The sequence below is a fragment of the Pseudomonas sp. URIL14HWK12:I12 genome (assembly GCF_003097135.1).
Classification (GTDB): Bacteria; Pseudomonadota; Gammaproteobacteria; order Pseudomonadales; family Pseudomonadaceae; genus Aquipseudomonas.
Genome location: NZ_QEQL01000002.1, coordinates 207,104 through 232,125, shown reverse-complemented (window position 1 = coordinate 232,125; position 25,022 = coordinate 207,104). Strand labels below are relative to the sequence as shown.

Here is a 25,022-nt window from a genome sequence, read left to right as displayed (position 1 = left end):
CCTTTGAGTCCTCGGTGATGGAGTGCCGTTCCGTTTATGGCAAGGCGCCATTTTGCCGGAATCGGTGGGCGGCGGCGAGCACCACCGCCACTCAGGCCGCGGGCCAGAACCCTCGAATGCCTGCCACACCCTGCGCGCCGATTTCCCAGGCACGTGCCTGGTCGGCCGGGCTCATGCCCCCAAGCAGGAACACCGGCCGGCCGAAAGCAGCGACCAGCCGCCGCGCCGCGTCCCAGCCCAGCGGCTGTGCCTCCGGGTGCGTCTGGGTCGCTTGCACAGGGGAAAGTGTGACGAAGTCCACGCCTATGCGCTCGGCGAGCTCAAGCTCTTCGGCACTGTGGCAGGACGCTGCCAACCAGCGGTGTTTCGGGAAGGGCCGGCCATTGCTGGCGTATTTGCGCAGTTGCTCGGCAGTGAGGTGCCAGCCGGCGGCAGGGAAGTCGCCGGTCCACTCCAAGGGCCCTTTCAGCATCAGTTGTGCCTTGCCAGCGCACAGCCCTACTGCATCCACGGCAAGGTCTCGGTACTGGGGGTCATAGATGTTCGGCGCGCGCAACTGCACAAGCCCGGTGCCCTGCGCTACCGCCGCCTGGATACCCTTGAGCAGCGCCGGCCCTTCCAGGCCCTCCGGGGTGATCAGGTACTGCGATGGCAGCTTCGCTGCCGCGACGATCGGCTCATTGGCAGCTGGGAAATCATAATCACCCAGCGCGCGCGGGCTCACCCAGGCCAACGGCTGGCCTTCTGCGCCGTGGGGCTGGCCGCTGAAGGCGGACACTTCCCACACATCGAGCAACACCTGCTTGTCGGGATAATCGTGAGCAATGGTGATCAGCGGCCGAGCCTGGGTTGGCTCGATGCCCAACTCTTCCCGCAACTCACGCGCCAGCCCGGCTTGCGGCGCCTCACCGGCTTCGAGCTTGCCGCCGGGAAATTCCCAGAGCCCGCCTTGGTGCTGCGAGTCACTGCGCCGGGCAATCAGGATTCGGCCATCTTCGCCGCGAATCACCGCAGCGACTACATGTATACGTTTCACGTTTCCTCCAGGCCAGCGGCTTGCCAGGCCTTGAAGGCCGGCCACTGGTAGATGGTGTCGGCCCACACCGCAAGCTCGCCAGGCAGCGCGACCTGATAGCTGCGTAAACGCACCGCGATCGGCGCGAAATAGGCATCGGCCAGGCTCTGCTCGCCGAACAGCCATGGGCCGTCGCTGGTGCGCGCGGCGCGGCACTCGGCGAGCAGCTCGAACATGCGGTCCAGGTCGGCCTGCAGCTGCGCCGAGACGTCCTGCAGCGCAGCATCGTGCTGCAGGTCGAAGGGCATGGCCTGGCGCAAGGCGGTAAAGCCACTGTGCATCTGGGCGCAAGCCGACCGCGCCATGGCCCGTGCGGCGACACTCTCCGGCCATAGGCCGGCGTGGCGTTCGGCCAAATACTCGGCAATGGCCAGGCTATCGGCGATCACGCCATGGGCGGTCTTGAGAATGGGCACCTTGCCTGCACCTGAGTGGGTAAGCAGGCGTGCACGGGTATCGGGCCGGTAGAGCCGCACGAGGATCTCCTCGAAAGGCTCACCGGCCATCTGCACGGCGAGCCAGCCGCGCAGCGACCAGGACGAATAACGTTTATCGGCAATGACCAGCTGCATGGCGAACTCCTTGTCGCGTGGGGCTCAGGTACGGTACTCGGCGTTGATCTTCACGTATTCATGGGACAGGTCGGTGGTCCAGATGGTCTCGGAGCACTCACCACGGCCCAGCTCGATGCCGATGGTGATTTCCTCGCGAGCCATCACCTCCGCGCCCTGCGCTTCGGTATAGCTATCCGCTCGGCCGCCCTGCCGTGCGATACACACATCACCCAGGTACACATCGATCTTGCTGACATCCAGCTCAGGCACACCGGCGCGGCCAACCGCTGCCAGAATGCGGCCCCAGTTCGGGTCGGAGGCGAACAGCGCGGTCTTGATCAGCGGGGAGTGAGCCACGGCGTAGCCGACATCCAGGCACTCTTGATGATTGCGACCGCCCTTGACGTTCACGGTAACGAACTTGGTTGCGCCTTCACCGTCGCGCACGATGGCCTGCGCCACCTCCATGCACACCTCGAACACCGCCTTTTTGAGCGCCTCGAACACAGGGCCCCGGGCTTCGGTCACCTCGGGCAGGTTGGCCTTGCCGGTGGCAACCAGCATGCAGCAGTCGTTGGTGGAGGTATCGCCGTCGATGGTGATGCGGTTGAACGACTTGTTGGCGCCGTCCAGGATCAGGTCTTTGAGCACCGCCGGGGCTACCTTGGCGTCGGTGGCGATATACCCAAGCATGGTGGCCATGTTCGGGCGGATCATCCCGGCGCCCTTGCTGATACCGGTCACGGTCACCGTCACACCTTCGTGGGTAAACTGGCGGCTGGCACCCTTGGGCAGCGTGTCGGTGGTCATGATGCCGATGGCGGCTTCGGCCCAGTTGCCCTCCGAGAGGTCGTCCAGAGCGGCCTGCAGCGCCCCTTCGATCTTCTCGACCGGCAGCGGTTCGCCGATCACACCCGTGGAGAACGGCAGCACGGCGCTGGCGTCGACACCTGCCAGTTTCGCAAGGCTTGCACAGGTGCGCTTAGCCGCCTCGAGACCAGGCGCGCCGGTGCCGGCGTTGGCGTTACCGGTGTTGGTCAGGAAATAGCGAACCTCGCCGCTCACCCGTTGCTTGGCAATGATCACTGGCGCTGCGCAGAACGCGTTGAGGGTGAACACACCCGCGACACTGGAGCCTTCGGCGCAGCGCATCACCACCACGTCTTTACGGCCCGGGCGCTTGATACCCGCCGAAGCGATGCCGAGTTCGAAGCCGGGGACCGGGTGCAGAGTGGGCAATGGGCCAAGACCGACAGCCATGGAAACGCTCCTTAGTGAAATGGACAAGACGTGGCGAACAGGATAGTAAAACGCCGCGGCGGCAGAGCCGGCGCGGCGAACGGGCAAAGCGCGCTCGAGGTTACTCGATGCGGCCGTGGCAGTGCTTGAACTTCTTGCCCGAGCCGCACCAGCACAGCTCGTTGCGCCCAAGCTTCTGGTCGTTGCGGGCCGGCGCCTGAGCAGTGGCGACCGCTACGGCGACGTCATCACCCTCCTCTAGCGCTTCAGGCTGTTCCAGGCCAGGGGCCTCGGCGTGCTGGAACTGCATGCGCTCAGCCAGTGCTTCGGCTTCGCGGCGCAGGCGCGCTTCTTCCTCGGCAGGGTCTTCGCGGCGCACTTGAACGTGCGAGAGTACTCGGATGGTGTCGCGCTTGATTGAATCGAGCAGTTCCTGGAACAAGGCGAAGGATTCGCGCTTGTACTCCTGCTTGGGGTTCTTCTGTGCATAGCCGCGCAGGTGGATACCGTGGCGCAGGTGGTCCATGGTGGAGAGGTGGTCTTTCCACAGGTCGTCGAGCACACGCAGCAGGATCTGCTTCTCGAAGGTGCGCAGCGCATCGGCGCTGGCCTGGTCTTCTTTTTCCATGTAAGCGGCCAGGATCTCGGCCAGCAGTTTTTCGCGCAGGGTTTCTTCGTAGAGCTTGTCGTCTTCGTCGAGCCATTGCTGGATCGGCAGCTTGACGGCGAAGTCGCTTGCCAGCGCGGCTTCCAAACCGGCGATGTCCCACTGCTCGGGCAGCGATTGCGGCGGGATGTACTGAGCCACCACGGCGTCGAGCGCTTCCTGGCGGAACGCTGCGATGGTCTCGCCGATGTTATCGGCCGCCAGCAGCGTATTACGCATGTGGTAGATGACCTTGCGCTGCTCGTTGTTGACGTCGTCGTACTCGAGCAACTGCTTGCGGATATCGAAGTTGCGGCCTTCTACCTTGCGCTGGGCCTTCTCGATGGCGTTGGTGACCATCCGGTGCTCAATGGCTTCGCCCGATTGCATGCCCAAGGCTTTCATGAAGCTCTTGACGCGGTCGGAGGCGAAGATACGCATCAGCGGGTCTTCCAGCGACAGGTAGAAGCGGCTCGAACCGGCGTCGCCCTGGCGGCCGGCACGGCCACGCAACTGGTTGTCGATACGGCGCGATTCATGGCGCTCGGAGGCGATCACATGCAAGCCGCCCGCTTCCAGCACCTGTTGATGGCGTTTCTGCCAATCAGCTTTGATCTGCGCGATCTGCTCCTCGCTGGGGTTCTCGAGCGCGGCGACTTCCACTTCCCAGTTGCCACCCAGGAGGATGTCGGTACCCCGGCCAGCCATGTTGGTGGCGATGGTCAGTGCACCGGGGCGGCCGGCCTGAGCGATGATCTCGGCTTCCTTTTCGTGGAACTTGGCGTTGAGCACCTTGTGCTCGATGCCTTCCTGGCGCAACAGCGCCGCCATGTGCTCGGAGGTCTCGATGGTGGCGGTACCCACCAGCACCGGCCGGCCCTTGGCCATGCTCTCCTTGATGTCGGCGACGATGGCTGCGTACTTCTCCTCGGCGGTCAGGTACACCAGGTCGTTGAAGTCTTTACGCGCCAACGGACGGTTCGGCGGGATGACCACCACCGGCAGGTTGTAGATCTGCTGGAATTCGAAAGCCTCGGTGTCGGCGGTACCGGTCATGCCCGACAACTTGGTGTAGAGGCGGAAGTAGTTCTGGAAGGTGGTGGACGCCAGCGTCTGGCTTTCGGCCTGGATGTTGACGTTTTCCTTCGCCTCGATGGCCTGGTGCAGGCCTTCGGAGAGGCGACGGCCGGGCATGGTGCGGCCGGTGTGCTCATCGACCAGCACGATCTGGCCTTCCTGCACGATGTATTCGATGTTGCGGTTGAACAGCTTGTGCGCGCGCAGGGCGGCGTAGACGTGGGTCAGCAGGCCCAGGTTGTGCGCCGAGTACAGGCTCTCGCCTTCGGCCAGCAGGCCGACACGGGTCAGCATTTCTTCGATGAACTGGTGCCCGGCCTCGTTGAGCTCGACCTGGCGCGCCTTCTCGTCGATGGTGTAGTGGCCTTCTTCGGTGACCTGGCCTTCGACTTCCTCGACGTGCTGCTTGAGCTGCGGGATCAACTTGTTGATCTCGATGTACAGGCGCGAGCTGTCTTCGGCCTGGCCGGAGATGATCAGCGGGGTACGGGCTTCGTCGATCAGGATGGAGTCGACTTCGTCGATCACGGCGAAATTCAGCTCGCGCTGGAACTTGTCTTCCAGGCTGAAGGCCATGTTGTCGCGCAGGTAGTCGAAACCGAATTCGTTGTTGGTACCGTAGGTGATATCGCTGGCGTAGGCGGCGCGCTTCTCTTCCGGGGGCTGGAACGGCATCACGATGCCGACCGACAGGCCGAGGAACTCATACAGCGGGCGCATCCAGTTAGCGTCGCGGCGAGCCAGGTAATCGTTGACCGTGACCACGTGAACGCCTTTGCCCGACAGCGCGTTGAGGTACACCGCCAAGGTACCGACCAGGGTTTTGCCTTCACCGGTACGCATTTCGGCGATGTTGCCCTCGTGCAGCGTCATGCCGCCGATCAGCTGAACATCGAAGTGGCGCATGCCCATGACACGTTTGCCGGCCTCACGGCACACCGCGAAAGCTTCAGGGAGCAACTGATCGAGCGTTTCACCTTTGGCAAGGCGCTCCCTGAACGCTTCGGTCTTGCCGCGCAGCTGTTCATCCGAGAGAGCGACCATCTGCTCTTCGAGCGCATTGACGGTATTGACCGTCTTGAGCATGCGCTTGACCTCACGCTCGTTCTTGCTCCCGAAAAGTTTCTTCAACAAAGGCGAAAACATATTGGCTGGATCTTCCACACATAGGGATGGAGGGCGGCCCCCAGGAGTCGCCCGAGCAGCCCTCATGGCCGCACGCGAACGAGCATTCTACCCCGAAATGCCGGTGAGGAAAGTGGTGATGACCACGGTACTGGCACAGCGCTTTTACAGGGCGGTTACACAATAAGGGCGTTTGCACGAACTTCAAGGCGGCTGAAACATTCGTCATGAAGCGATGCTCAGGCGAGCGGCCGCGCCTGCGGTTTCTGTTAAGATCAGCCCTCCTCCCTCTCATGCCCAGCTGCTTATGGCCTTTCGCCCACACGCCGCGCGCGAACCGCTGGTTCTGTTGCGTGAAGCGCGCCCGCTCAAGGCGCTGTTCAACCAGACTTTGCGCATTACCCAGTTGCAGCGCCTGCTCGACAGCCAACTGCAGCCCGCCGCCCGTGCACATTGCCGGCTGGCCAGCTGGCGAGAAGGCACCTTGCTGCTGATCGTGACCGACAGCCACTGGGCGACCCGTCTGCGCTATCAGCAACGGCGATTGCTCAGGGATTTGCAGGCAATCCCCGAGTTCGCGGGCCTTAGCCGCGTGCTGTTCAAAGTGAGGCCACCAACGACCCAGGCCCAGGTGGCAGGTTCGTCCTCGGCCTTATCTGCGAACGCAGCTGAAAGCCTTCAGGATACTGCAGAGGGCATCACCAACCCTGCGCTGCGCGCTGCACTGGAGCGGCTGGCCAGTCGCGCTACCAAACGCTGAAGGTGTCGCCCCTAAAAATTGCCCCGCGTTGTTTGGCGCGCCAATAAAAAAGGCCACCGTTGAGGTGGCCTTGAAGTTGTAGCTTAGGAGAGAGTTTGTAACTCAGACCGCAGCAACCGGACGCATATAGGAAATAGGCGCAGTGCTGGCATCTTCGAATGTCACCACTTCGAACGCATCGGGCTCGGACAACAGCTGACGCAGCAGGCGGTTGTTCAGCGCGTGCCCGGATTTGAACCCGTGGTATTCGCCGATGAGGCTCTTGCCCAGCAGGTACAGGTCGCCGATGGCATCAAGGATCTTGTGCTTGACGAACTCGTCTTCATAACGAAGGCCGTCTTCGTTCAACACGCCTTCGCGGTCTACGACGATAGCGTTTTCGACGCTACCGCCCAGAGCACGATTGTGCTTGCGCATGTACTCGAGATCGCTGATGAAGCCGAACGTGCGGGCACGGCTGACTTCCTTGACGAACGAGGTACTGGAGAAATCGACGCTGGCGGTCTGGGTGCGATCCTTGAACACAGGGTGATCGAAGAATATCTCGAAACTGACCTTGAAGCCTTCGAACGGAAGGAAAGTGGCGTGCTTGTCGCCTTCCCGTACGGTGACTTCCCGCAGAATACGGATGAATTTCTTCGGCGCGTCCTGTTCTTCCAGCCCTGCGGACTGGATCAGGAATACGAATGGGCCGGCGCTGCCATCCATGATCGGCACTTCCGAAGCCGAGAGCTCGACGTAGGCGTTATCGATTCCCAGCCCGGCCATTGCCGACAGCAGGTGCTCGACGGTGTCGACCTTGACGTCACCCTTGAACAGGGTGGTCGACATGGTGGTTTCACCGACGTTCAATGCGTAGGCAGGCACCTGGACAACAGGGTCCAGGTCGGTACGGCAGAACACGATACCGGTATCCACAGGTGCAGGCTTGAGGGTCAGGTAAACCTTCTCCCCGGAATGGAGGCCCACGCCCGTGGCACGGATGATGTTCTTCAGAGTGCGTTGTTTAATCATGGCAGTGGCCGCTTCAGCGCAGAGTGCGATCGAGTATCAACAAAGGCTGGGGATCATAACAGACCCCGCCTTTGCTGAACACCAATCACCCTTATACTCCTGATTAGGAAAATCAATCGGCTTGACGACGCAGGAAGGCCGGGATGTCCAGGTAGTCCAGGTCGTCATTGGGATTGATTTTCGCTGCAGTGGCAGCACCGCCGTGAGCCTGGTTGCGCAGCACCGTCGGGCGGTCCAGGTCGCGGTAGTTCACGGCCGGCTGCTCTGGGCGCTGGGCTGCAGGCTGCTGAACCTGTGCGGTTTGCGGAACTGGCGAGGCCTGCAGGGTGTTGTCGACCACCTTGGTGGGCTTCTCGATACGTGCGCCGAGGCCAGTTGCGACCACGGTGACATGCAGCTCATCGCGCATGTCTGGGTCGATGACGGTACCCACCTTGACCATTGCGTGATCGGAAGCGAATGCCTCGATGATGTTACCCACGTCGGAGTATTCGCCCAGCGACAGGTCCGGGCCGGCAGTGATGTTGACCAGAATGCCGCGGGCACCTTGCAGGTTGACGTCTTCGAGCAGCGGGTTACGGATTGCAGCCTCGGTCGCCTCGCGGGCGCGGTTCGGGCCGCTGGCAGCGCCAGTACCCATCATGGCCATGCCCATCTCGCTCATGACGGTGCGCACGTCGGCGAAGTCGACGTTGATCATGCCAGGGCGCTTGATGATGTCGGAAATACCGCGAACGGCGCCGGCCAGTACGTCATCGGCTTTGGCGAAGGCGCTCAGCAGGCTGGCGTCTTTACCCAGGATGGTCAGCAGCTTCTCGTTGGGAATGGTGATCAACGAGTCGACGCTGTCCTGCAGCGCCCGGATGCCTTCATCGGCGATCTGCATGCGCTTGCGGCCTTCGAACGGGAAGGGGCGAGTCACCACTGCCACGGTGAGGATACCCATCTCCTTGGCCACTTCGGCGATGATCGGCGCGGCGCCAGTGCCGGTGCCGCCACCCATGCCGGTGGTGATGAAGACCATGTTGGTGCCTTGCAGCACTTCAGCGATGCGCTCGCGGTCTTCCATCGCAGCCTGGCGGCCGACTTCGGGGTTGGCGCCTGCGCCCAGGCCCTTGGTCACGCCGGTACCCAACTGCAGCACGGTGCGTGCGCCAATGTTCTTGAGCGCCTGAGCATCGGTGTTGGCGCAGATGAACTCGACGCCCTCGATGTTGCTCTTGACCATGTGGTTGACCGCGTTACCGCCGCCACCACCGACGCCGATCACTTTGATGACCGGGCTTTGCGGAATGTTGTCTACGAGCTCGAACATGTTCCCTCTCCTGTAGTTCTATTTAGTTTTTCGCCTACTGCTACTGCTGATGAATCTGAATCAGAAATTGCCTTGGACCCAGCGCTTGATGCGCTCCAGCACCGGGGCCTTGGGTTCCTCGCTGGTGTAGCCACTGTTGCCGGTCAGGCCGGTCAGCGTCACACCCTCGGACTGCTTGTGCAGGCCGTAGGTCAACAACCCTACGCCTGTGGAATAGATGGGGTTGCGGATCACATCGTCCAGCCCGCGCACACTGTGCGGTACGCCCAGGCGCACCGGCATGTGAAAGATCTCTTCAGCCAGCTCCACCGCCCCTTCCATCTTCGAGGTACCGCCAGTGAGCACAATGCCGGCCGGGATCAGGTCTTCGTAGCCGCTGCGGCGCAGTTCAGCCTGGATCAGGGTGAACAGCTCGTCGTAGCGGGGCTCGACCACTTCGGCCAGGGCCTGACGTGACAGTTCCCGCGGCGGGCGATCGCCGACGCTCGGCACCTTGATGGTTTCACCGGCGCCTGCAAGTTTTGCCAGGCAGCAGGCATAGCGGATCTTGATCTCTTCGGCGTACTGGGTCGGGGTACGCAGCGCCATGGCGATGTCGTTGGTAACCTGGTCGCCGGCGATCGGGATCACCGCGGTATGGCGAATGGCCCCTTCGGTGAAGATGGCGATGTCGGTAGTGCCACCCCCGATGTCCACCAGGCACACACCCAGCTCTTTTTCGTCATCGGTAAGCACCGAGTAGGCCGAGGCCAGCTGCTCGAGGATGATGTCGTCGATTTCCAGGCCGCAGCGGCGCACGCATTTTTCGATGTTCTGCGCAGCGTTCACAGCGCAGGTCACCACATGCACCTTGGCCTCCAGGCGTACACCCGACATGCCCAATGGCTCGCGGACGCCTTCCTGGTTATCGATCACGTAGTCCTGCGGCAGCGTGTGCAGCACGCGCTGGTCGGCAGGGATGGCCACCGCCTGAGCGGCATCGAGCACGCGCTCGAGGTCGGCAGTGCTCACTTCACGGTCGCGAATGGCAACGATGCCGTGGGAGTTAAGGCTGCGGATATGGTTGCCGGCAACGCCCACGAATGCCGAGTGGATACGGCAACCGGCCATGAGCTGTGCTTCTTCGACCGCGCGCTGGATCGACTGCACCGTCGACTCGATGTTGACCACCACGCCTTTTTTCAAACCACGGGAAGGGTGGGTGCCGATACCGACGATTTCCAGGGTACCGTCCGCCGCAACTTCGCCTACCAGCGCCACCACCTTGGACGTGCCGATATCGAGCCCGACGATCATTTTTCCGCTATGCGCGTTTGCCATTGTCCTGCCTCTTCCTCAATTCTTCGCCACGGCCGCCTGGGCCTGCGGGGCTGCGTTCGGGTCGCGCCAGCCTACGGCCAGGCCGTTGGAGTAGCGCAGGTCGACGCGAGCGATATTTGTCATCTGGTCTTTGAGCGTCTTGTCGTAGATGGCAATGAACCGGCGCAACTTCTCCACCAGATGATCACGCCCCAGCAGCAGCTCCATGCCCGGGCCGGCAGGGCCGGCACCGGTGGTCAGGAACCAACTGCCACGTTCGCGCAATTCCAGCCGGGCAATGGAAAAGCCCATCGGCCGGAGCATCTGGCTCAACACCTGGTACTGCTGCATTACCTGTTGCTGCGCCCGCTGCGGCCCATAGAGCTGCGGCAGGTGCTCGTAGTTGGCCAACTCCCGTGGCGCGAACGCCTGGCCCTGGTTGTTCAGCAACTGATCATCGCCCCAACGGGCGACTGGCAGTTGCTCCTCCAGGCGGATCACTACCTGATCTGGCCACACCCGACGTACTTCGGCGTGGGCAATCCATGGCATGGTCTGAAGGTCCGCGCTCAGCCCGTTCAGGTCGATGCTGAAAAACCGCGAATTCACGTAAGGCGCGATGCGCTGCTGCACCGCTTCCTGGCTGATGTAGCTCAGGTCACCCTGCACATTGATGTGGGTGATAGGGCGGTCGATGTAGGGCATGGCGTACTGGGTGCCATACCAGCTGCCAGCGCCGAGGCCCGCAACCAGAAGCGGCCACAGCAGCTTTTTCAGCCAGCCGGTCCCTGGGCGCGGGATACGCGCGCTCAAGGGCTCTTTGGCCACCATGCGGCTGGCGCCCCGAGGGGGCGCCTTGCGGCTGGGCAGCGGTTGCTGATGACGAATCGACGCGCCACGCATGTCTTTAACCCCGTGCCGCTACGCTGGCGGCAAGAATGGAAAGCACCAGTTGTTGGAAATCCAGGCCGGCGGCGCGAGCGGCCATCGGTACCAGGCTGTGATCGGTCATGCCGGGGGAGGTGTTGACCTCCAGCAGCCAGAATTCACCGTTTGCGTCCTGCATCACGTCCACCCGCGCCCACCCTGCGATGCCCAGCGCCTTGCAGGCCTGCAGGCATAGCTCAGCCAGTGCCTGCTCACGTTCGGGCGAGAGGCCGCAGGGCACACGATATTGAGTGTCGGAAGCCAGGTACTTGGCGTCGTAGTCATAGAATGCGTGGGAGGTACCCAGCGCAATGGCCGGAAGGGGCTGATCACGCAGAATGGCCACTGTGTATTCAGGGCCGTCGATCCATTGCTCGACCAAAACGTTCGAATCGTAGGTGCTTGCGTCTTTCCAGGCTTCGACCAAAGCTTGCAAACCCATCACTTTGGCCATGCCGATACTGGAGCCTTCATGGGCGGGTTTGACGATCAAAGGGAAGCCCAGTTCCTCGGCAGCGCAAAAACAGTCCGATTCGCTCGCAAGCACTGCGTGGCGTGGGGTAGAGATGCCCAAGCTGGCCCACACTTGCTTGGTGCGCAGCTTGTCCATCGCCAGCGCCGAAGCCAGAACTCCGCTGCCGGTATAAGGAATGCCCAGGCACTCGAGCAAGCCCTGCATGCTGCCGTCTTCGCCGCCACGGCCGTGCAGGGCGATGAAAGCACGGTCGATGTGCTCGCGCTGCAGCACCTGAAGCAGGTCATCGCCCACGTCGATGCCGAATGCATCGACCCCGGCGGCCTGCAGTGCCTGCAGCACCTGGGCACCAGAATTCAGCGAGACCTCACGTTCGGCGCTCTTGCCACCGTAGAGCACGGCGACGCGGCCGAAATCCGACGGCGTCATGTTGGCGATCAGTTGCGCGTAGTCGGCCATCATGCCTCCTTCGCCGCTGCGAACAGCGGGCTTTTCAGCAGCTGAGGCGCGATGGCACCGACATCGCCCGCCCCTTGGCACAGCAGGATGTCACCGGCGCGCAACACCGGCCGAACCACGGGAGCGAGCTCGGTGCCACGCTCGACGTAGATAGGGTCGAGCTGGCCGCGCTGGCGGATGCTGTGGCACAGCTGGCGGCTGTCGGCGCCAGGAATGGGTTCTTCACCTGCGGGGTAGACTTCCATCAACAGCAGCACATTGGCGTCGCCCAGCACTTGTACGAAATCGTCGTACAGGTCGCGCGTGCGGCTGAAGCGATGGGGCTGATACACCATCACCAGCCGGCGCTCCGGCCAGCCGCCACGAATGGCGTTGATCACCGCCGCGACCTCGCGTGGGTGGTGACCGTAATCGTCCACCAACATCACGCTGCCGCCTTCCACGGGCAGCTCGCCGTACACCTGAAAGCGCCGGCCTACGCCCTGGAAGCCCGACAGCCCCTGGACGATCGCTTCGTCGCTGATGCCTTCATCCGTGGCGATGGCGATCGTGGCCAGGGCGTTGAGCACGTTATGGTTGCCCGGCATGTTGACCGACACCTCAAGCGGCTCGCGGTCGCGGCGCAATACCGTGAAGAAGGTACGCATGCCTTGCTGGCGAATATTGATGGCGCGCACGTCTGCCTCTTCGCTTACCCCGTAAGTGACGGTAGGGCGAGCCACTTGCGGCAGAATCTCGCGCACGACAGGGTCATCGAGGCAGACCACCGCCAGGCCATAGAACGGCAAGTTGTGCAGGAACTCGACGAAGGTTTTCTTCAACTTGTTGAAGTCGCCTTCGTAGGTCGCCATATGGTCGGCGTCGATGTTGGTGACAACTGCCACCAAAGGCTGAAGGTGAAGGAAGCTGGCGTCGCTTTCATCGGCTTCGGCAATCAGGTAACGGCTGGTGCCGAGCTGGGCATTGGTGCCCGCAGCGGTCAGCCGGCCGCCAATGACGAAGGTAGGATCAAGCCCGCCCGCGGCAAACACCGAGGCGATCAGGCTGGTGGTGGTGGTCTTGCCGTGGGTACCGGCTACCGCAATGCCGTGGCGATAGCGCATTAGCTCCGCAAGCATCTCGGCGCGCGGCACCACAGGAATCCGCCGCTCCAAGGCGGTAGCCACTTCTGGGTTGCTTTTGTTCACGGCGCTGGAGACCACGAGCACATCGGCCTTGGCGGCGTTTTCCGCCTGGTGGCCGATGAAGATTTCGGCGCCGAAGGTCTTCAGGCGTTCGGTTACTGCCGACGCTTTCAGGTCAGAACCCGATACTTGGTAACCCAGGTTCAACAGCACCTCGGCGATCCCGCACATCCCTACCCCGCCGATGCCGACGAAATGAATGCGACGGATGCGGCGCATCTCGGGCTGGGCCATGGCTTTCTGGCTTTCAACCATGGGCCACCTCCAGGCAGGTTTCCACTACGGTGCGGGTGGCGTCGGGCTTGGCCAGGCGGCGTGCGGTGCTCGCCATGGCGCTGAGTTTTTCCGGTTGCATCAAAACCTCTTTCAGGCGCGCAGCAAGATCTGCGGCGCCGGTTGTCGCTTGTGGCAGCACGAAGGCAGCGCCTTCCCGGGCCAGGTAATCGGCATTGCGTGTCTGGTGGTCATCGATGGCATGGGGCAACGGCACCAGCATCGAGGGGAGCCCTGCGGCGGCCAGCTCGCTGATGGTCAGCGCACCTGCGCGGCAGATGACCAGGTCTGCCCAGGCGTAGGCCTGGGCCATGTCGTCGATGAAAGGCTCCACCTGGGCCTCGACGCCGGCTTCGCGGTAGCGGTCGGCCGTCGCCTGGCCATGCTGCTTGCCGGCCTGGTGGAACACTTCCGGGCGATACGCCTCCGGCACCTGCGCCAGCGCTTGCGGCACCAGCTTATTGAGGGGCTCGGAACCCAGGCTGCCGCCCATCACCAGCAAGCGCGGGCGGCGCCCTTCCAACCGCTGGCGCGGGGTTTCAAGAAACAGCTCCGGGCGCACCGGGTTACCGGTGGTGCGGCGCTTGGCCTGGGCTTTGAAGGTTTCCGGGAAGGCCTCGCACACGCGTGCGGCCAAAGGCACCAGCAGGCGATTGGCAGTGCCGGCCACGGCATTCTGCTCGTGCACGATCAACGGTACGCCTGCCAGGCGCGCGGCCAGGCCGCCCGGGCCGCTGACGTAGCCGCCGAACCCGACGACGCAAACTGGCGAAAGCTTACGGATTACCGCCCGCGCCTGGCCCAGTGCCTTGAGCAACACGAACGGTGCCTTGAGCAGGGAGCTCACACCTTTGCCGCGAAGCCCGCTGACATTGATCAGGTGCAGCTGGAAGCCTGCCTTGGGTACCAGGTCGTTCTCGATACCGCGCGGCGTGCCGAGCCAGTGCACGCGATAGCCGCGCGCCTGGAAGTCACGTGCACAGGCCAGCGCAGGGAAGACGTGCCCGCCGGTACCTCCAGCCATGATCAGCACATTACCGGCCATGATGAGGCTCCTCGGCGAAGTCGCTCTCATCGAACTCCACCTCTTCGCTGCCCAGGTACGTCCGGCTCTCCCACTCGATGCGCAGCAGCAAGCCCAGGCACGCGCAGCAGATCACCAGCGAGCTGCCGCCGTAACTCAGAAATGGCAGGGTCAGGCCCTTGGTTGGCAGGCGGCCCACGTTCACGCCGACGTTGATCAGGAATTGGCCGATCCACAGCATCGACAGGCCGTAAGCGCTGTAGGCCGCGAAATATTGCTTGGCCTTTTCGGCCCACAAACCGATGTACATGCCGCGCACGCATACGAACACGAAAAGCGCCACGGTGCACAGCGAACCCACCAGGCCCAGTTCCTCGGCCAAAACAGAGAATACGAAGTCGGTGTGCGCCTCAGGGAGGTAAAACTGCTTCTGTACGCTGTTGCCCAGCCCCACGCCCAGCCACTCGCCGCGGCCGAAGGCGATCAGCGCCTGGGTCAGCTGGTAGCCAGAGCCGAACTGGTCAGCCCAAGGGTCGGTAAAGGAGGTCAGGCGCGCCATCCGATAGGGCTGGGCATAGACCAGCGCCACGACCGCCAGCACCCCACCGATCACCAGCATGCCGAACCGCAACATACCCACGCCGCCAAGAAACAGCATCGCACCGGCGGCGCCCATCATCACGACCGTGGCACCGAAGTCTGGCTCCATCAGCAGCAGGAACGCCATAGGCAACAGCACGATCAGCGGCTTGAGAAAGCCCATCCAGCTCTCGCGAACTTCCTGTTGGCGGCGCACCAGGTAACCGGCCAGGAACAGCACCACGAACACCTTGGCAATCTCTGAGGGCTGAACGTTGAAGGCACCGAAACCGATCCAGCGCATCGACCCGTTGACTTCACGGCCCAGGCCCGGCACCAGCACCACCATCAACAGGCCGAAGGCTGCGAGCAGCAGCAATGGGCCAAGCCGCTGCCAGGTGGCCACGGGGATCATCATCATCACCCCTGCCGCGCCCAGGCCGATCACCAGGTAGATGATGTGCCGGATCATGTAGTACAGCGGGTTGCCCATTTGCGCGGCAGCCACTTCGGATGACGCGGAAGTGATCATCACCAGGCCCAGGCCCAGCAGCGCCAGGCAACCGGCCAGCATCGGGAAGTCCAAGTCGATGCCGCGGTTGCTGATCAGTGGCGACGGGTACGGTTTGATGATGTTGAAGATCATGGCAGGGCCCTCACCGCTTCGGCGAACAACCGACCGCGTTCTTCGTAATTCTTGAACATGTCCAGGCTGGCGCAGGCCGGCGACAACAGCACTGCGTCGCCCGGCTCCGCAAGCTCGGCGCCGCGAAGCACGGCTTCGTCCAGCGACTGCACCGCTACCTGCCTGCAGGCACCGTCGAGCACCTGCCCCAAACGCGGGCCGTCACGGCCCAGCAGCACCACCGCGCGGCAATGGGCCGCAACGGCAGGTTTGAGTGCGGCGAAATCGGCGCCTTTGCCATCACCGCCTGCTACCAGCACCACTTTGCCGGGAATATCTGCACCCAGCCCTTCGATGGCTGCCAGCGCCGCACCGACATTGGTTGCCTTGGAGTCGTCGTACCAGGCAACGCCTGCACGCTCGCGCAGCCATTGGCAGCGATGCGGCAAGCCAGTGAAGGCCCGCAGCGCGGCCAACATGGCAGGCATCGGCAGCCCGGCAGCGTGGCCAAGGGCAAGCGCCGCCAGGGCATTGGCATGATTATGCGCGCCGCGCATTTTCAGCTCGCTGACCGGCATCAGCCGCTCGAACGCATGGGCCAGGTATTTCTCGCCATTCTCTTCTCGCAGGCCGAAGGCGTTGAAGTCTGGCGCGTTCAGGCCAAAGCTGAAGCTGCGTACGCCCTCGACCAGCAGCGGCCGGGTCAAGGCGTCCTGGCGATTGACCACCACCTGGCGTGCGCCCCGGAAGATGCGGTGCTTGGCCAGGTGATAGGCCGGCATGCCGCTGTAGCGGTCCATGTGGTCCTCACTGACGTTCAACACCGTGGCCACTTCAGCATTGAGCTGGTGCGTGGTTTCGAGCTGAAAACTCGACAGCTCCAGCACGTACAGTTCGATGTCATCTGCCAATAGGTCCAGCGCTGGGGTGCCCAGGTTACCGCCCACCGCTACGCGCTTGCCTGCCGCCACCGCCATGTCACCCACCAGGGTGGTCACGGTGCTCTTGGCATTGGAGCCGGTGATGGCGATGACAGGCGCGTTGGCGTGGCGAGTGAACAGGTCGATGTCACCGGACATCAACACCCCTCGTGCGGCCGCTTCCTGCAAGGCAGGGGTAGCCAAAGCCAGGCCAGGGCTGACGTACAGCTCGCTGGCGCGACAGAGGAAATCCACATCCAGTGCGCCGCAGCGCACTTCGACCTGAGGGTAGTCGCGGCGCAGGGTCTCGAGCTCCGGCGGGTTCGCGCGAGTGTCGGCCACGGCGAAGCGCACGCCCTGGTTCGCCAGGAAGCGAACCAGGGACATGCCGCTCTTGCCGAGGCCGACAACGATGCGGAACTGGTCAGAAGCGATCAGGGACACGGTGCCTACCTCAGCTTCAACGTGGCAAGGCCAATCAGCACCAGCACCACGGTGATGATCCAGAAGCGGACGATCACGCGTGGCTCAGGCCAGCCTTTGAGTTCGAAATGGTGGTGGATCGGCGCCATGCGGAACACGCGGCGGCCGGTCAACTTGAACGACGCGACCTGGATCACCACCGACAGGGTTTCCATCACGAACACGCCACCCATGATGAAAAGCACGATCTCCTGGCGCACGATCACCGCGATGGTGCCCAGTGCAGCGCCCAGCGCCAGTGCACCGACATCGCCCATGAACACCTGCGCGGGGTAGGTGTTGAACCAGAGAAACCCGAGGCCCGCACCGATCAGCGCACCACAGAACACAATCAGCTCGCCGGCACCGGGCACATAGGGAATCAGCAGGTATTCGGCGAACTTCACGTTACCGGAGAGGTAGCAGAAGATGCCCAGCGCCCCGCCCACCATCACCGTGGGCATGATGGCCAGGCCGTCGAGGCCGTCGGTGAGGTTCACCGCGTTGCTGGAGCCGACGATCACCAGGTAGGCAAGCACCATGAAACCGGCGCCCAGCGGGATACTGGCGTCCTTGAGCATGGGGATGATCAGCGTCGTATCGATCGGATTGTTTGAGGTCTTGAACAGGAAGATGGCTGCGCCAAGGCCGAAGACCGATTGCCAGAAGTATTTCCAGCGGCTCGGCAAGCCCCGGGAGTTCTTCTCGATCACCTTGCGATAGTCGTCGACCCAGCCGATGGCACCGAACAGGAACGTCACCACCAACACGACCCAGACGAAGCGGTTGGACAGGTCCGCCCACAGCAGCGTGCTGATGCCAATGGCTGAGAGAATCAGGGCGCCGCCCATGGTGGGGGTGCCGGATTTGGAAAGGTGCGATTGCGGCCCGTCATTGCGCACCGCCTGGCCGATCTGGCGGATCTGCAGGGTACGAATCATCCACGGCCCCAGCCACAGCGCGAGGATCAGCGCAGTCAGCACACCCAGAATCCCGCGCAGGGTCAGGTACTGGAAGACCGCGAAGCCCTTGTAGAACTGTTGAAGGAATTCGGCCAACAGCAACAGCATCAGTGTTTCTCCCCGCCGGCACCGCACAAGCTCGCCACGACGTTTTCCATCGCAGCGCTGCGCGAGCCTTTGATCAATAGAGTGGTTTGGCTGCCAAGCTCGGCCCGAACGGCCTCGATCAGTGCAGCCTGATTATCGAAATGGCGGGCTTTCGGGCCGAACGCAGCGACTGCGTTGGCCATCAATGGGCCAACGGCGTACAACGCATCGACCTTCCCTTGGGCATAGGCGCCGACTTGGCGATGGCCTTCGGCCGCCCAGTCACCCAATTCGCCGATATCTCCGAGCACGAGGACCGTGCGGCCGGAAAAGCCGGCGAGTATATCAACAGCCGCGCACACCGAGGAGGGGTTGGCGTTGTAGCTGTCATCGATCACCAGCGCCCCTTCGGCGGTCATCTTGACGACGGTGCGCCCTTTCACTGGCTGCACGTTGTTGAGCCCACGGCCGATTACGTCCAGAGCGACGCCCATGGCACTGGCGGCGGCTGCCGCAGCTGTTGCATTGAGCACATTGTGACGGCCAAGCAGGTTCAGCTGCACCTCGACCTGGCCCGCAGCACATGCAAGGGTAAAGGCCGGGCAACCGCGCTCGTCGTTATGGAGGTCGAGGCTGCGGAAGTCAGCTTCAGGCTTATTCAAGGAAAAGGTCAGTACACGGTGGTTACCGGCACGCGTGCGCCAGGTCTCGAACGCCTTGTCGTCCAGGTTCAATACTGCAGTACCGCCCTGCCCCAGGCCCTCGAGAATCTCACCCTTGGCCTCGACGATTTTGTCCGGGCCGCCGAACTCGCCCACATGGGCGGTACCTGCGTTGTTGATCAGTGCTACCTGGGGTTGGGTCAGGCCAACGGTATAGCGGATCTCGCCGATACGGGAGGCACCCAGCTCGATGACCGCTGCGTGATGCTCGGGTGAGAGCTCGAGCAAGGTCAAAGGCGCGCCAAGGTCGTTGTTGAGGTTGCCGCGCGTGGCCAATGTTGGCCCCTGTTCACGCAGGATCGCGGCGAGCATTTCCTTGACGGTAGTTTTACCGCTGGAGCCGGTGATAGCGGCCACCGGCCCGGTGAACGCGCGACGGTTGAGCGCGCCGAGCTCACCCAGGGCCAGACGCGTGTCGGCCACCACCAGTTGAGGCAGTGGCGCACCCGGTACTTCCTTCTGCACCAATGCGGCGGCCGCGCCCTTGGCGGCAACCTCGGCCAGGTAATCATGACCATCGAAACGTGGGCCGGCCAAGGCAACGAAGAGCTGGCCGGCACCAATGGCGCGGCTATCGATACTCACACCGGTGAAAGGCATGTCGGCACCTACCAGGCGGCCTTGCAGGGGGCCGGCGATAGCGCTGAGTGTCAGGGCCTCAAGCATGATCGGCCTCCCATTTTGCCAGCGCCTGCTGAGCCCGTTGCACATCGGAGAAAGGGTGGCGCACGTTGTCGATCTCCTGATAGTTCTCATGGCCCTTGCCAGCGATCACCAGCAGATCACCTGCCGCAGCCTGGCCGATCGCCTGGTCGATCGCTTCACCTCGGCCCGAAATGAATGCCACCGCGCTGGCGTTGGCGAAGCCGGCCCGAATGTCGTCGAAGATGACCTGAGGTGCTTCAGTGCGGGGGTTGTCATCGGTCACCACCACCCGGTCGGCCAAGCGCTCAGCGATGGCAGCCATTTCCGGGCGCTTGCCGCGGTCACGATCGCCACCGCAACCAAATACGCAGACCAGTTGGCCCTGCACGTGCGGGCGCAGCGCCTGGAGAATCTTTTCCAGCGCATCGGGTGTGTGGGAGTAGTCCACAACGACACGCGGCACGCCGTTGCCGCCCAGCTGCTGCACCCGCCCCTCAGGGCCTTTGAAGCGGGCCACGATGTGAAGGATTTCATCCATCGGATGCCCCAAGGCAACGAGCACGCCGACCGCAGCCAGCACGTTGCTCAGGTTGAAGCGGCCCAGTAATGGGCTGCGCAGGGTATGGCGGCCATAAGGTGTCGCAAGCAACGCCTTCACGCCGTGATCCCCAAAGTCGGCATCACGGCAGAACAGCGTGGCGCGCTCGTCTTCCAGGCTGTAGGTGATCAGTTTCGACTCGTGCTCACGCCCGGCGAGCACACGCCCGAACGGATCGTCGAGGTTGATCACCCGGTGGCCCAGCTCGGGGCGTGTGAACAGTTTTGCCTTGGCCTCGCCATAGGCTTGCAGAGTGCCGTGGTAGTCGAGGTGGTCACGTGTCAGGTTGGTGAACACCGCCACGTCGAACGGAAGCGCCGCCACTCGGTGCTGGTCCAGCGCATGGGACGAGACTTCCATGGCCACCGCACGGGCACCCGCCTTGCGCAGGTCAGCCAGGTAAGCCTGCACCGAGACCGCGTCGGGGGTCGTCAGCTTGCCGGCCTGGATCGCCCCGACGAAGCCGCAGCCGAGGGTGCCGAGGGTACCGCACCGGTTGCCCAATGCATCCAGGCCCTGCGCGATCAGTTGCGTGGTTGTGGTCTTGCCGTTGGTGCCGGTCACGCCAATCAAGTCGAGATGGCGGCCCGGCTCGTTGTAGAAGCTGCCTGCGATAGCCGACAGCTGCGCCACCAACCCCTTCACGGGGATCAGCGGCACATTGGTCAACGGCAGCACCGTAGCCCCCTCGCTCTCATAAGCGACGGCAGCCGCACCATGAGCGAGCGCTTCCTCTATATGGTCACGGCCGTCGGCACGGCCGCCGGGGACCGCCAGGAACAGGTCGCCAGGACGCACCTGCCGGCTGTCGAGCGTCAGTTCACGGATCGATGGATTCTGGCTGGCCTGGGTGAACAGGTGGGTCAGTTGCTGGCTCATCAGCCGCGCCCTCCCTTGGCCTGGGTCGCCGGGGCATTGGCTGCCTGCTGGGGCGGCAGCGGCTGCAGATTATCAGGTGGCACGTTCATCAGGCGCAGCGTGCCAGACATGACCTTGCTGAACACCGGCGCCGATACCAGGCCACCGAAATAACCGCCAGCGCTGGGTTCGTCGATGACCACCACGATTGCATAACGCGGGTCGCTCATCGGGCCAAAGCCTGCGAACAGCGAACGGTAGGCGTTCTCGGTGTAGCCACGCGAGCCGACGGTCGCCTTGCGCGCGGTACCGCTCTTGCCTGCCACGTGATAGCCCGGCACCTGAGCACGATAAACGCCGCGCGGCGCTTCGATGACTTGTTGCAACATGCCCTGGATGGTGTCGGCCACCTTCTCCGGGATCACCTGGGTGCTGGCGGGGTCTTTGTCGACCTTGAGAATCGACAAGGGCACCAGCCGGCCATGGTTGGCCAGAGTGGCGTAGGCATGCACCAGTTGCAGGGCGGTTACCGACAGGCCGTAGCCATAGGACAGGGTCGCGGTTTCAGCCTTGTGCCATTCGCGGTGATTGGGCAGGTTGCCCACACGCTCACCCGGAAAGCCAAGGCCGGAATACTGCCCAAGGCCCACCGAGGCCATGACGCGGTAGATGTTTTCACCCCCCACGTCGAAGGCCACCTTGCTCATGCCAACGTTGGAGGAGTTGATCAGGATGCCGGTCAGGTCGAGCACCGGGCCTTCGGACTTGGACACGTCCTTGATGGTGTAGCGGCCCAACTGCAGCGAGCCAGGGTACACCTCGACCTTGTCCGTCGGTTTCCAACGGCCAGTTTCAAGCGCAGCGCTCATCGACAGGGGTTTCATGGTCGAGCCTGGCTCGAACACGTCGATGATGGCGCGGTTGCGCATGGCTGCCGGGATCATGGTGCGGCGGTTGTTGGGGTTGTAGGTGGGCATGTTGACCATGGCCAGCACCTCGCCGGACTTCACGTCCATGATCACCAGGCTACCGGCCTTGGCCTGGTTTTCCTGGATGGCCTTGCGCAGCTCGCGGGTAGCCAGGTATTGCAGGCGCAGGTCAATGGACAAGGCCAGGGTTTTCCCGGCCTTGGCATTCTTGGTGACCTGCACGTCGCGGATCAGGTGGCCGCGCCGGTCCTTGATGACCTGGCGCCGGCCCGGCACACCGGCCAGCCAATCCTCGTAGGCCAGCTCCACCCCCTCGCGGCCGTGATCATCCAGGTCGGTAAAGCCGACCATGTGCGCCGTGGTGTCACCTGCCGGGTAGAAACGGCGAAATTCCTCGATGCTGTACACACCGGGGATTTTCAGATCCATCACCGCCTGGCCCTGTTCGGGGGTCAGGCCGCGCACCAGATAGATGAATTCCTTGTTGGCGTTCGCTTCAAGCCGCTCGCTCAACTGCGCAGGGTTCTGCCCCAACGCGCGGGCGAGGTCAGGCCAGCGGTTCTTGTCGTTCTGCATTTCCTTGGGGTTGGCCCACAAGGTACTGACAGGGGTGCTGACTGCCAGCGGCTCGCCGTTGCGATCGGTGACCAGGCCCCGGTGGGCTGGAATCGGGATATGCCGCAAGCTACGGGCGTCGCCCTGCCCTTTCAGGAAGTCGTGATCGATCAATTGCAGGTTGACGATCTGTGCACTGATGCCCAGCACCATTACGCCCAGCAGGCCGAGAACGATGCGAAACCGCCAGGGGTAGAGTGCGCCTTCGAGCTTCATCATGGCGACACCATCCGGATCTCGGCGGCATCGGGTACACGCATCTTCAGTTGCTCGGTCGCCAGCGTCTCGATGCGGCTGTTGGCGGTCCAGGTACTCTGCTCAAGGATCAGCCGGCCCCATTCCGCTTGAGCCTTGTCGCGATCGTTGAGCTGGGTATAAAGGGTGTTGAGCAACTGCCGATTCAGGTGCGCGCTGTAAGCGACCGCAATGGAAGAAGCCAGTACGCCGATAAACAGCAGCAGCAGCAAGCCGGTGCCCCCGGGTAGGGGCTTGTCGAAGCGCTTGCTCATCGGAGCTTCTCCGCAACACGCATGACCGCACTGCGCGCACGGGGGTTGGCCGCAAGCTCTGCTTCGGAAGCGAACTGCGCCTTGCCCAAGGTGCGCAGCACTGGCTCAAATGGCTGGATGCGAACCGGTAGGTTGCGTGGCAGGTTGTCGGCTTCGCCCTTTTCCTGGCGGCGCATGAACAGCTTGACGATGCGGTCTTCCAGCGAATGGAAGCTGATGACTACCAGCCGGCCACCTACCTCGAGGGCATCCAACGCCGCCTGAAGCCCTGTTTCGAGGTCACCCAGCTCGTTGTTCACATGAATGCGCAAACCCTGGAATGCACGGGTTGCAGGGTGCTTGTTCTTTTCCCAGGCCGGATTGGCGTCCTTGAGCACCTGCGCGAGATCGGCAGTGCGTTCGAAGGGCTCGACCTCCCGCCGCTGCACAACGGCTCGAGCCATGCGCTTGGCGAAGCGCTCCTCGCCATATTCCTTGAATACACGCGCGATCTCGTCTTCGCCAGCGGTGGCTATGAACTGCGCAGCACTAACGCCCTGAGACGGGTTCATGCGCATATCCAGGGGGCCATCGTTCAGAAAGCTGAAACCGCGCAGCGGGTCGTCGAGTTGTGGCGACGAAACGCCGAGGTCAAGTAGCACGCCGTTGACCTTGCCCGCCAGCTCCAGTTCTGCAGCGACTTGCCCCAGCTCGGCGAAACTGCGCTGCACAATGACGAAGCGGCCGTCTTCGGCCGCCAGCGCTTGCCCGGTTGCAATCGCCAGAGGGTCTTTGTCGAACCCGATGAGCCGGCCCTGGGGCCCAAGCTGGCCAAGTATCGCTCGGCTATGCCCGCCCCGGCCGAAGGTCCCATCCATATAACAGCCACCCGCACTCACGGCCAAGGCATCGACGGCCTCGCCCAGCAGAACTGTGACGTGGGTAAAGCAGCTATCGGTGTTCACAGGATCAGATCACGCAAGTCTTCGGGTATGCCACCCGGTTGTTGAATCGCCTCGAGGTCGGCTGCGGAAACTGCGTTCCAGGCGTCCTCGTCCCACAGTTGAAACTTGTTCAGTTGCCCCACGAGCATCGCCCGCTTGTCGAGCTTGGCGTACTCACGTAAACGCGGGGGCACCAGGAAACGGCCACTACCATCGAGCTCCAGGTCTACCGCATTGCCAATCAGCAGACGCTGCAGGCGCTTGACGTCATCACGCAAGGAGGGCAAAGCCCGGAGCTTGGTTTCAATGATTTCCCACTCATCGAGCGGGTACACGTTCAGGCAGGGGTCGACAGTGTCGATAGTGATGATCAACTGGCCGGAGCTGCGCGAATTGAGCTCGTCACGATACCGGCTCGGCATGGCTAGCCGCCCCTTGGCATCGAGACTGATCGCATTCGCTCCGCGAAACACTATTGATTACCCCGTTCGAGTTCCCATCGCGCCCATTTTCCCCACTTCGTGCCACTTTCCACCACTGGCGCACACTATAGGAACCCACTCCCTGCATCGTCAAGGCGCGCACAGGCGGAAAACCCTTATAGATCGGTCATTTAGCGCGCAAATAACGGATAAACGGCAGGAAATGGAGACCCATTGACTCGGCCAAGCTTCGCAAGTCAATGAATTCCGGGGGAAACTTAAAGTAATACGTGAGGTTCAAGAATGTTTCGGAATTAAAACGAATGTTTCTGCTACCGAATGAGCAGAAGGGAAGAGGGTGAAGAGCCGATCTGTAAGCCGGGTTCTGTCGAGGACAGTCATTCCTCTACGGTGGCCATCACTGGACACCTTTAGCAACCTACCCGGTTCCGGCGCGGGCCACGCCTAATGGAACCCTATTTGGTCTTGCTCCGAGTGGGGTTTACCTTGACCACGGACTGTTACCAGCCGCGCGGTGCGCTCTTACCGCACCTTTTCACCCTTACCGGCGCCGAAGCGCTTAGGCGGTTATTTTCTGTGGCACTTTCCGTAGGCTCGCGCCCCCCAGGCGTTACCTGGCACTCTGCCCTGCGGAGCCCGGACTTTCCTCCCCCGCCTTATTGCGGAACAAAAGGCGGCAGCGACTGTCCGATCGACTCT

General features: G+C 62.8%; 20 protein-coding genes, 1 other RNA gene and 1 pseudogene. 1 reads left to right on the top strand and 21 read right to left on the bottom strand.

Annotated elements, in window-relative coordinates; all coding sequences use genetic code 11:
- Nucleotides 1-91 precede the first annotated feature (91 nt).
- From F474_RS08090 to secA, 4 genes are all read right to left on the bottom strand, one after another.
- Nucleotides 92-1,036, bottom strand: a complete 945-nt coding sequence (locus tag F474_RS08090) for a Nudix family hydrolase (protein ID WP_097088943.1) — start codon at nt 1,034-1,036, stop codon at nt 92-94.
- Entirely contained in the window at nt 1,033-1,647 is a 615-nt protein-coding gene (locus tag F474_RS08085; protein ID WP_097088941.1) for a glutathione S-transferase family protein, read from the bottom strand. The genes F474_RS08090 and F474_RS08085 overlap by 4 nt, the downstream gene beginning before the upstream one ends.
- Nucleotides 1,648-1,671: 24 nt before the next feature.
- Nucleotides 1,672-2,889 carry a bifunctional glutamate N-acetyltransferase/amino-acid acetyltransferase ArgJ gene (argJ, locus tag F474_RS08080; RefSeq protein ID WP_097088938.1) on the bottom strand — a complete coding sequence of 406 codons (1,218 nt, stop codon included), beginning with the start codon at nt 2,887-2,889 and terminating at the stop codon, nt 1,672-1,674.
- Nucleotides 2,890-2,989: 100 nt separating this feature from the next.
- Nucleotides 2,990-5,737: a preprotein translocase subunit SecA gene (gene secA, locus F474_RS08075; RefSeq protein ID WP_097088935.1), complete on the bottom strand. Its 2,748-nt coding sequence runs from the start codon at nt 5,735-5,737 to the stop codon at nt 2,990-2,992.
- A gap of 286 nt (nt 5,738-6,023) precedes the next feature.
- On the opposite strand from secA, the gene F474_RS08070 reads away from it, so the two are divergent.
- Nucleotides 6,024-6,476: a DciA family protein gene (locus tag F474_RS08070; protein WP_097088933.1), complete on the top strand. Its 453-nt coding sequence runs from the start codon at nt 6,024-6,026 to the stop codon at nt 6,474-6,476.
- 102 nt (nt 6,477-6,578) lie between these two features.
- Here the strand turns inward: F474_RS08070 and lpxC are convergent, their stop codons facing one another.
- From lpxC to rnpB, 17 genes and pseudogenes are all read right to left on the bottom strand, one after another.
- Entirely contained in the window at nt 6,579-7,490 is a 912-nt protein-coding gene (gene lpxC, locus F474_RS08065) for a UDP-3-O-acyl-N-acetylglucosamine deacetylase (RefSeq protein ID WP_097088931.1), read from the bottom strand.
- A 112-nt stretch (nt 7,491-7,602) separates the two neighbouring features.
- Nucleotides 7,603-8,805, bottom strand: a complete 1,203-nt coding sequence (gene ftsZ / locus F474_RS08060) for a cell division protein FtsZ (protein WP_097088929.1) — start codon at nt 8,803-8,805, stop codon at nt 7,603-7,605.
- A gap of 60 nt (nt 8,806-8,865) precedes the next feature.
- On the bottom strand, nt 8,866-10,125 hold the full coding sequence (gene ftsA / locus F474_RS08055; RefSeq protein WP_097088927.1) for a cell division protein FtsA: 1,260 nt from the start codon (nt 10,123-10,125) through the stop codon (nt 8,866-8,868).
- Between the two features lie 15 nt (nt 10,126-10,140).
- Complete coding sequence (locus tag F474_RS08050; RefSeq protein WP_097088925.1) at nt 10,141-11,007, bottom strand: cell division protein FtsQ/DivIB; 867 nt, start codon at nt 11,005-11,007, stop codon at nt 10,141-10,143.
- 4 nt (nt 11,008-11,011) lie between these two features.
- A complete protein-coding gene (locus F474_RS08045; RefSeq protein WP_097088922.1) occupies nt 11,012-11,968 on the bottom strand; it encodes a D-alanine--D-alanine ligase in 957 nt (318 codons plus the stop codon).
- Nucleotides 11,960-13,383 (bottom strand): annotated as a pseudogene (murC, locus tag F474_RS08040) (UDP-N-acetylmuramate--L-alanine ligase); the annotation flags it as partial. The pseudogene murC and the gene F474_RS08045, both read right to left, overlap by 9 nt.
- 13 nt (nt 13,384-13,396) lie before the next feature.
- Nucleotides 13,397-14,467 carry an undecaprenyldiphospho-muramoylpentapeptide beta-N-acetylglucosaminyltransferase gene (gene murG / locus F474_RS08035; protein ID WP_097088918.1) on the bottom strand — a complete coding sequence of 357 codons (1,071 nt, stop codon included), beginning with the start codon at nt 14,465-14,467 and terminating at the stop codon, nt 13,397-13,399.
- Nucleotides 14,457-15,671 carry a putative lipid II flippase FtsW gene (gene ftsW / locus F474_RS08030; RefSeq protein ID WP_097088916.1) on the bottom strand — a complete coding sequence of 405 codons (1,215 nt, stop codon included), beginning with the start codon at nt 15,669-15,671 and terminating at the stop codon, nt 14,457-14,459. The genes murG and ftsW overlap by 11 nt, the downstream gene beginning before the upstream one ends.
- A complete protein-coding gene (gene murD / locus F474_RS08025) occupies nt 15,668-17,014 on the bottom strand; it encodes a UDP-N-acetylmuramoyl-L-alanine--D-glutamate ligase (protein WP_097088914.1) in 1,347 nt (448 codons plus the stop codon). Before murD ends, ftsW begins: the two co-directional genes overlap by 4 nt.
- 5 nt (nt 17,015-17,019) lie before the next feature.
- Nucleotides 17,020-18,102, bottom strand: coding sequence for a phospho-N-acetylmuramoyl-pentapeptide-transferase (gene mraY, locus F474_RS08020; RefSeq protein ID WP_097088911.1), 1,083 nt, complete (start codon nt 18,100-18,102; stop codon nt 17,020-17,022).
- Complete coding sequence (murF, locus tag F474_RS08015) at nt 18,102-19,469, bottom strand: UDP-N-acetylmuramoyl-tripeptide--D-alanyl-D-alanine ligase (RefSeq protein WP_097088909.1); 1,368 nt, start codon at nt 19,467-19,469, stop codon at nt 18,102-18,104. Before murF ends, mraY begins: the two co-directional genes overlap by 1 nt.
- Nucleotides 19,462-20,925, bottom strand: a complete 1,464-nt coding sequence (locus F474_RS08010) for a UDP-N-acetylmuramoyl-L-alanyl-D-glutamate--2,6-diaminopimelate ligase (RefSeq protein ID WP_097088907.1) — start codon at nt 20,923-20,925, stop codon at nt 19,462-19,464. Before F474_RS08010 ends, murF begins: the two co-directional genes overlap by 8 nt.
- On the bottom strand, nt 20,925-22,667 hold the full coding sequence (locus tag F474_RS08005) for a penicillin-binding protein 2 (protein WP_097088906.1): 1,743 nt from the start codon (nt 22,665-22,667) through the stop codon (nt 20,925-20,927). Before F474_RS08005 ends, F474_RS08010 begins: the two co-directional genes overlap by 1 nt.
- Nucleotides 22,664-22,957, bottom strand: a complete 294-nt coding sequence (ftsL, locus tag F474_RS08000) for a cell division protein FtsL (protein WP_097088903.1) — start codon at nt 22,955-22,957, stop codon at nt 22,664-22,666. The genes F474_RS08005 and ftsL overlap by 4 nt, the downstream gene beginning before the upstream one ends.
- Nucleotides 22,954-23,901 carry a 16S rRNA (cytosine(1402)-N(4))-methyltransferase RsmH gene (gene rsmH / locus F474_RS07995; RefSeq protein ID WP_097088901.1) on the bottom strand — a complete coding sequence of 316 codons (948 nt, stop codon included), beginning with the start codon at nt 23,899-23,901 and terminating at the stop codon, nt 22,954-22,956. Before rsmH ends, ftsL begins: the two co-directional genes overlap by 4 nt.
- Complete coding sequence (gene mraZ / locus F474_RS07990; protein ID WP_097088899.1) at nt 23,898-24,353, bottom strand: division/cell wall cluster transcriptional repressor MraZ; 456 nt, start codon at nt 24,351-24,353, stop codon at nt 23,898-23,900. Before mraZ ends, rsmH begins: the two co-directional genes overlap by 4 nt.
- A 307-nt stretch (nt 24,354-24,660) precedes the next feature.
- Nucleotides 24,661-25,022, bottom strand: an RNA gene (rnpB, locus tag F474_RS07985) — RNase P RNA component class A.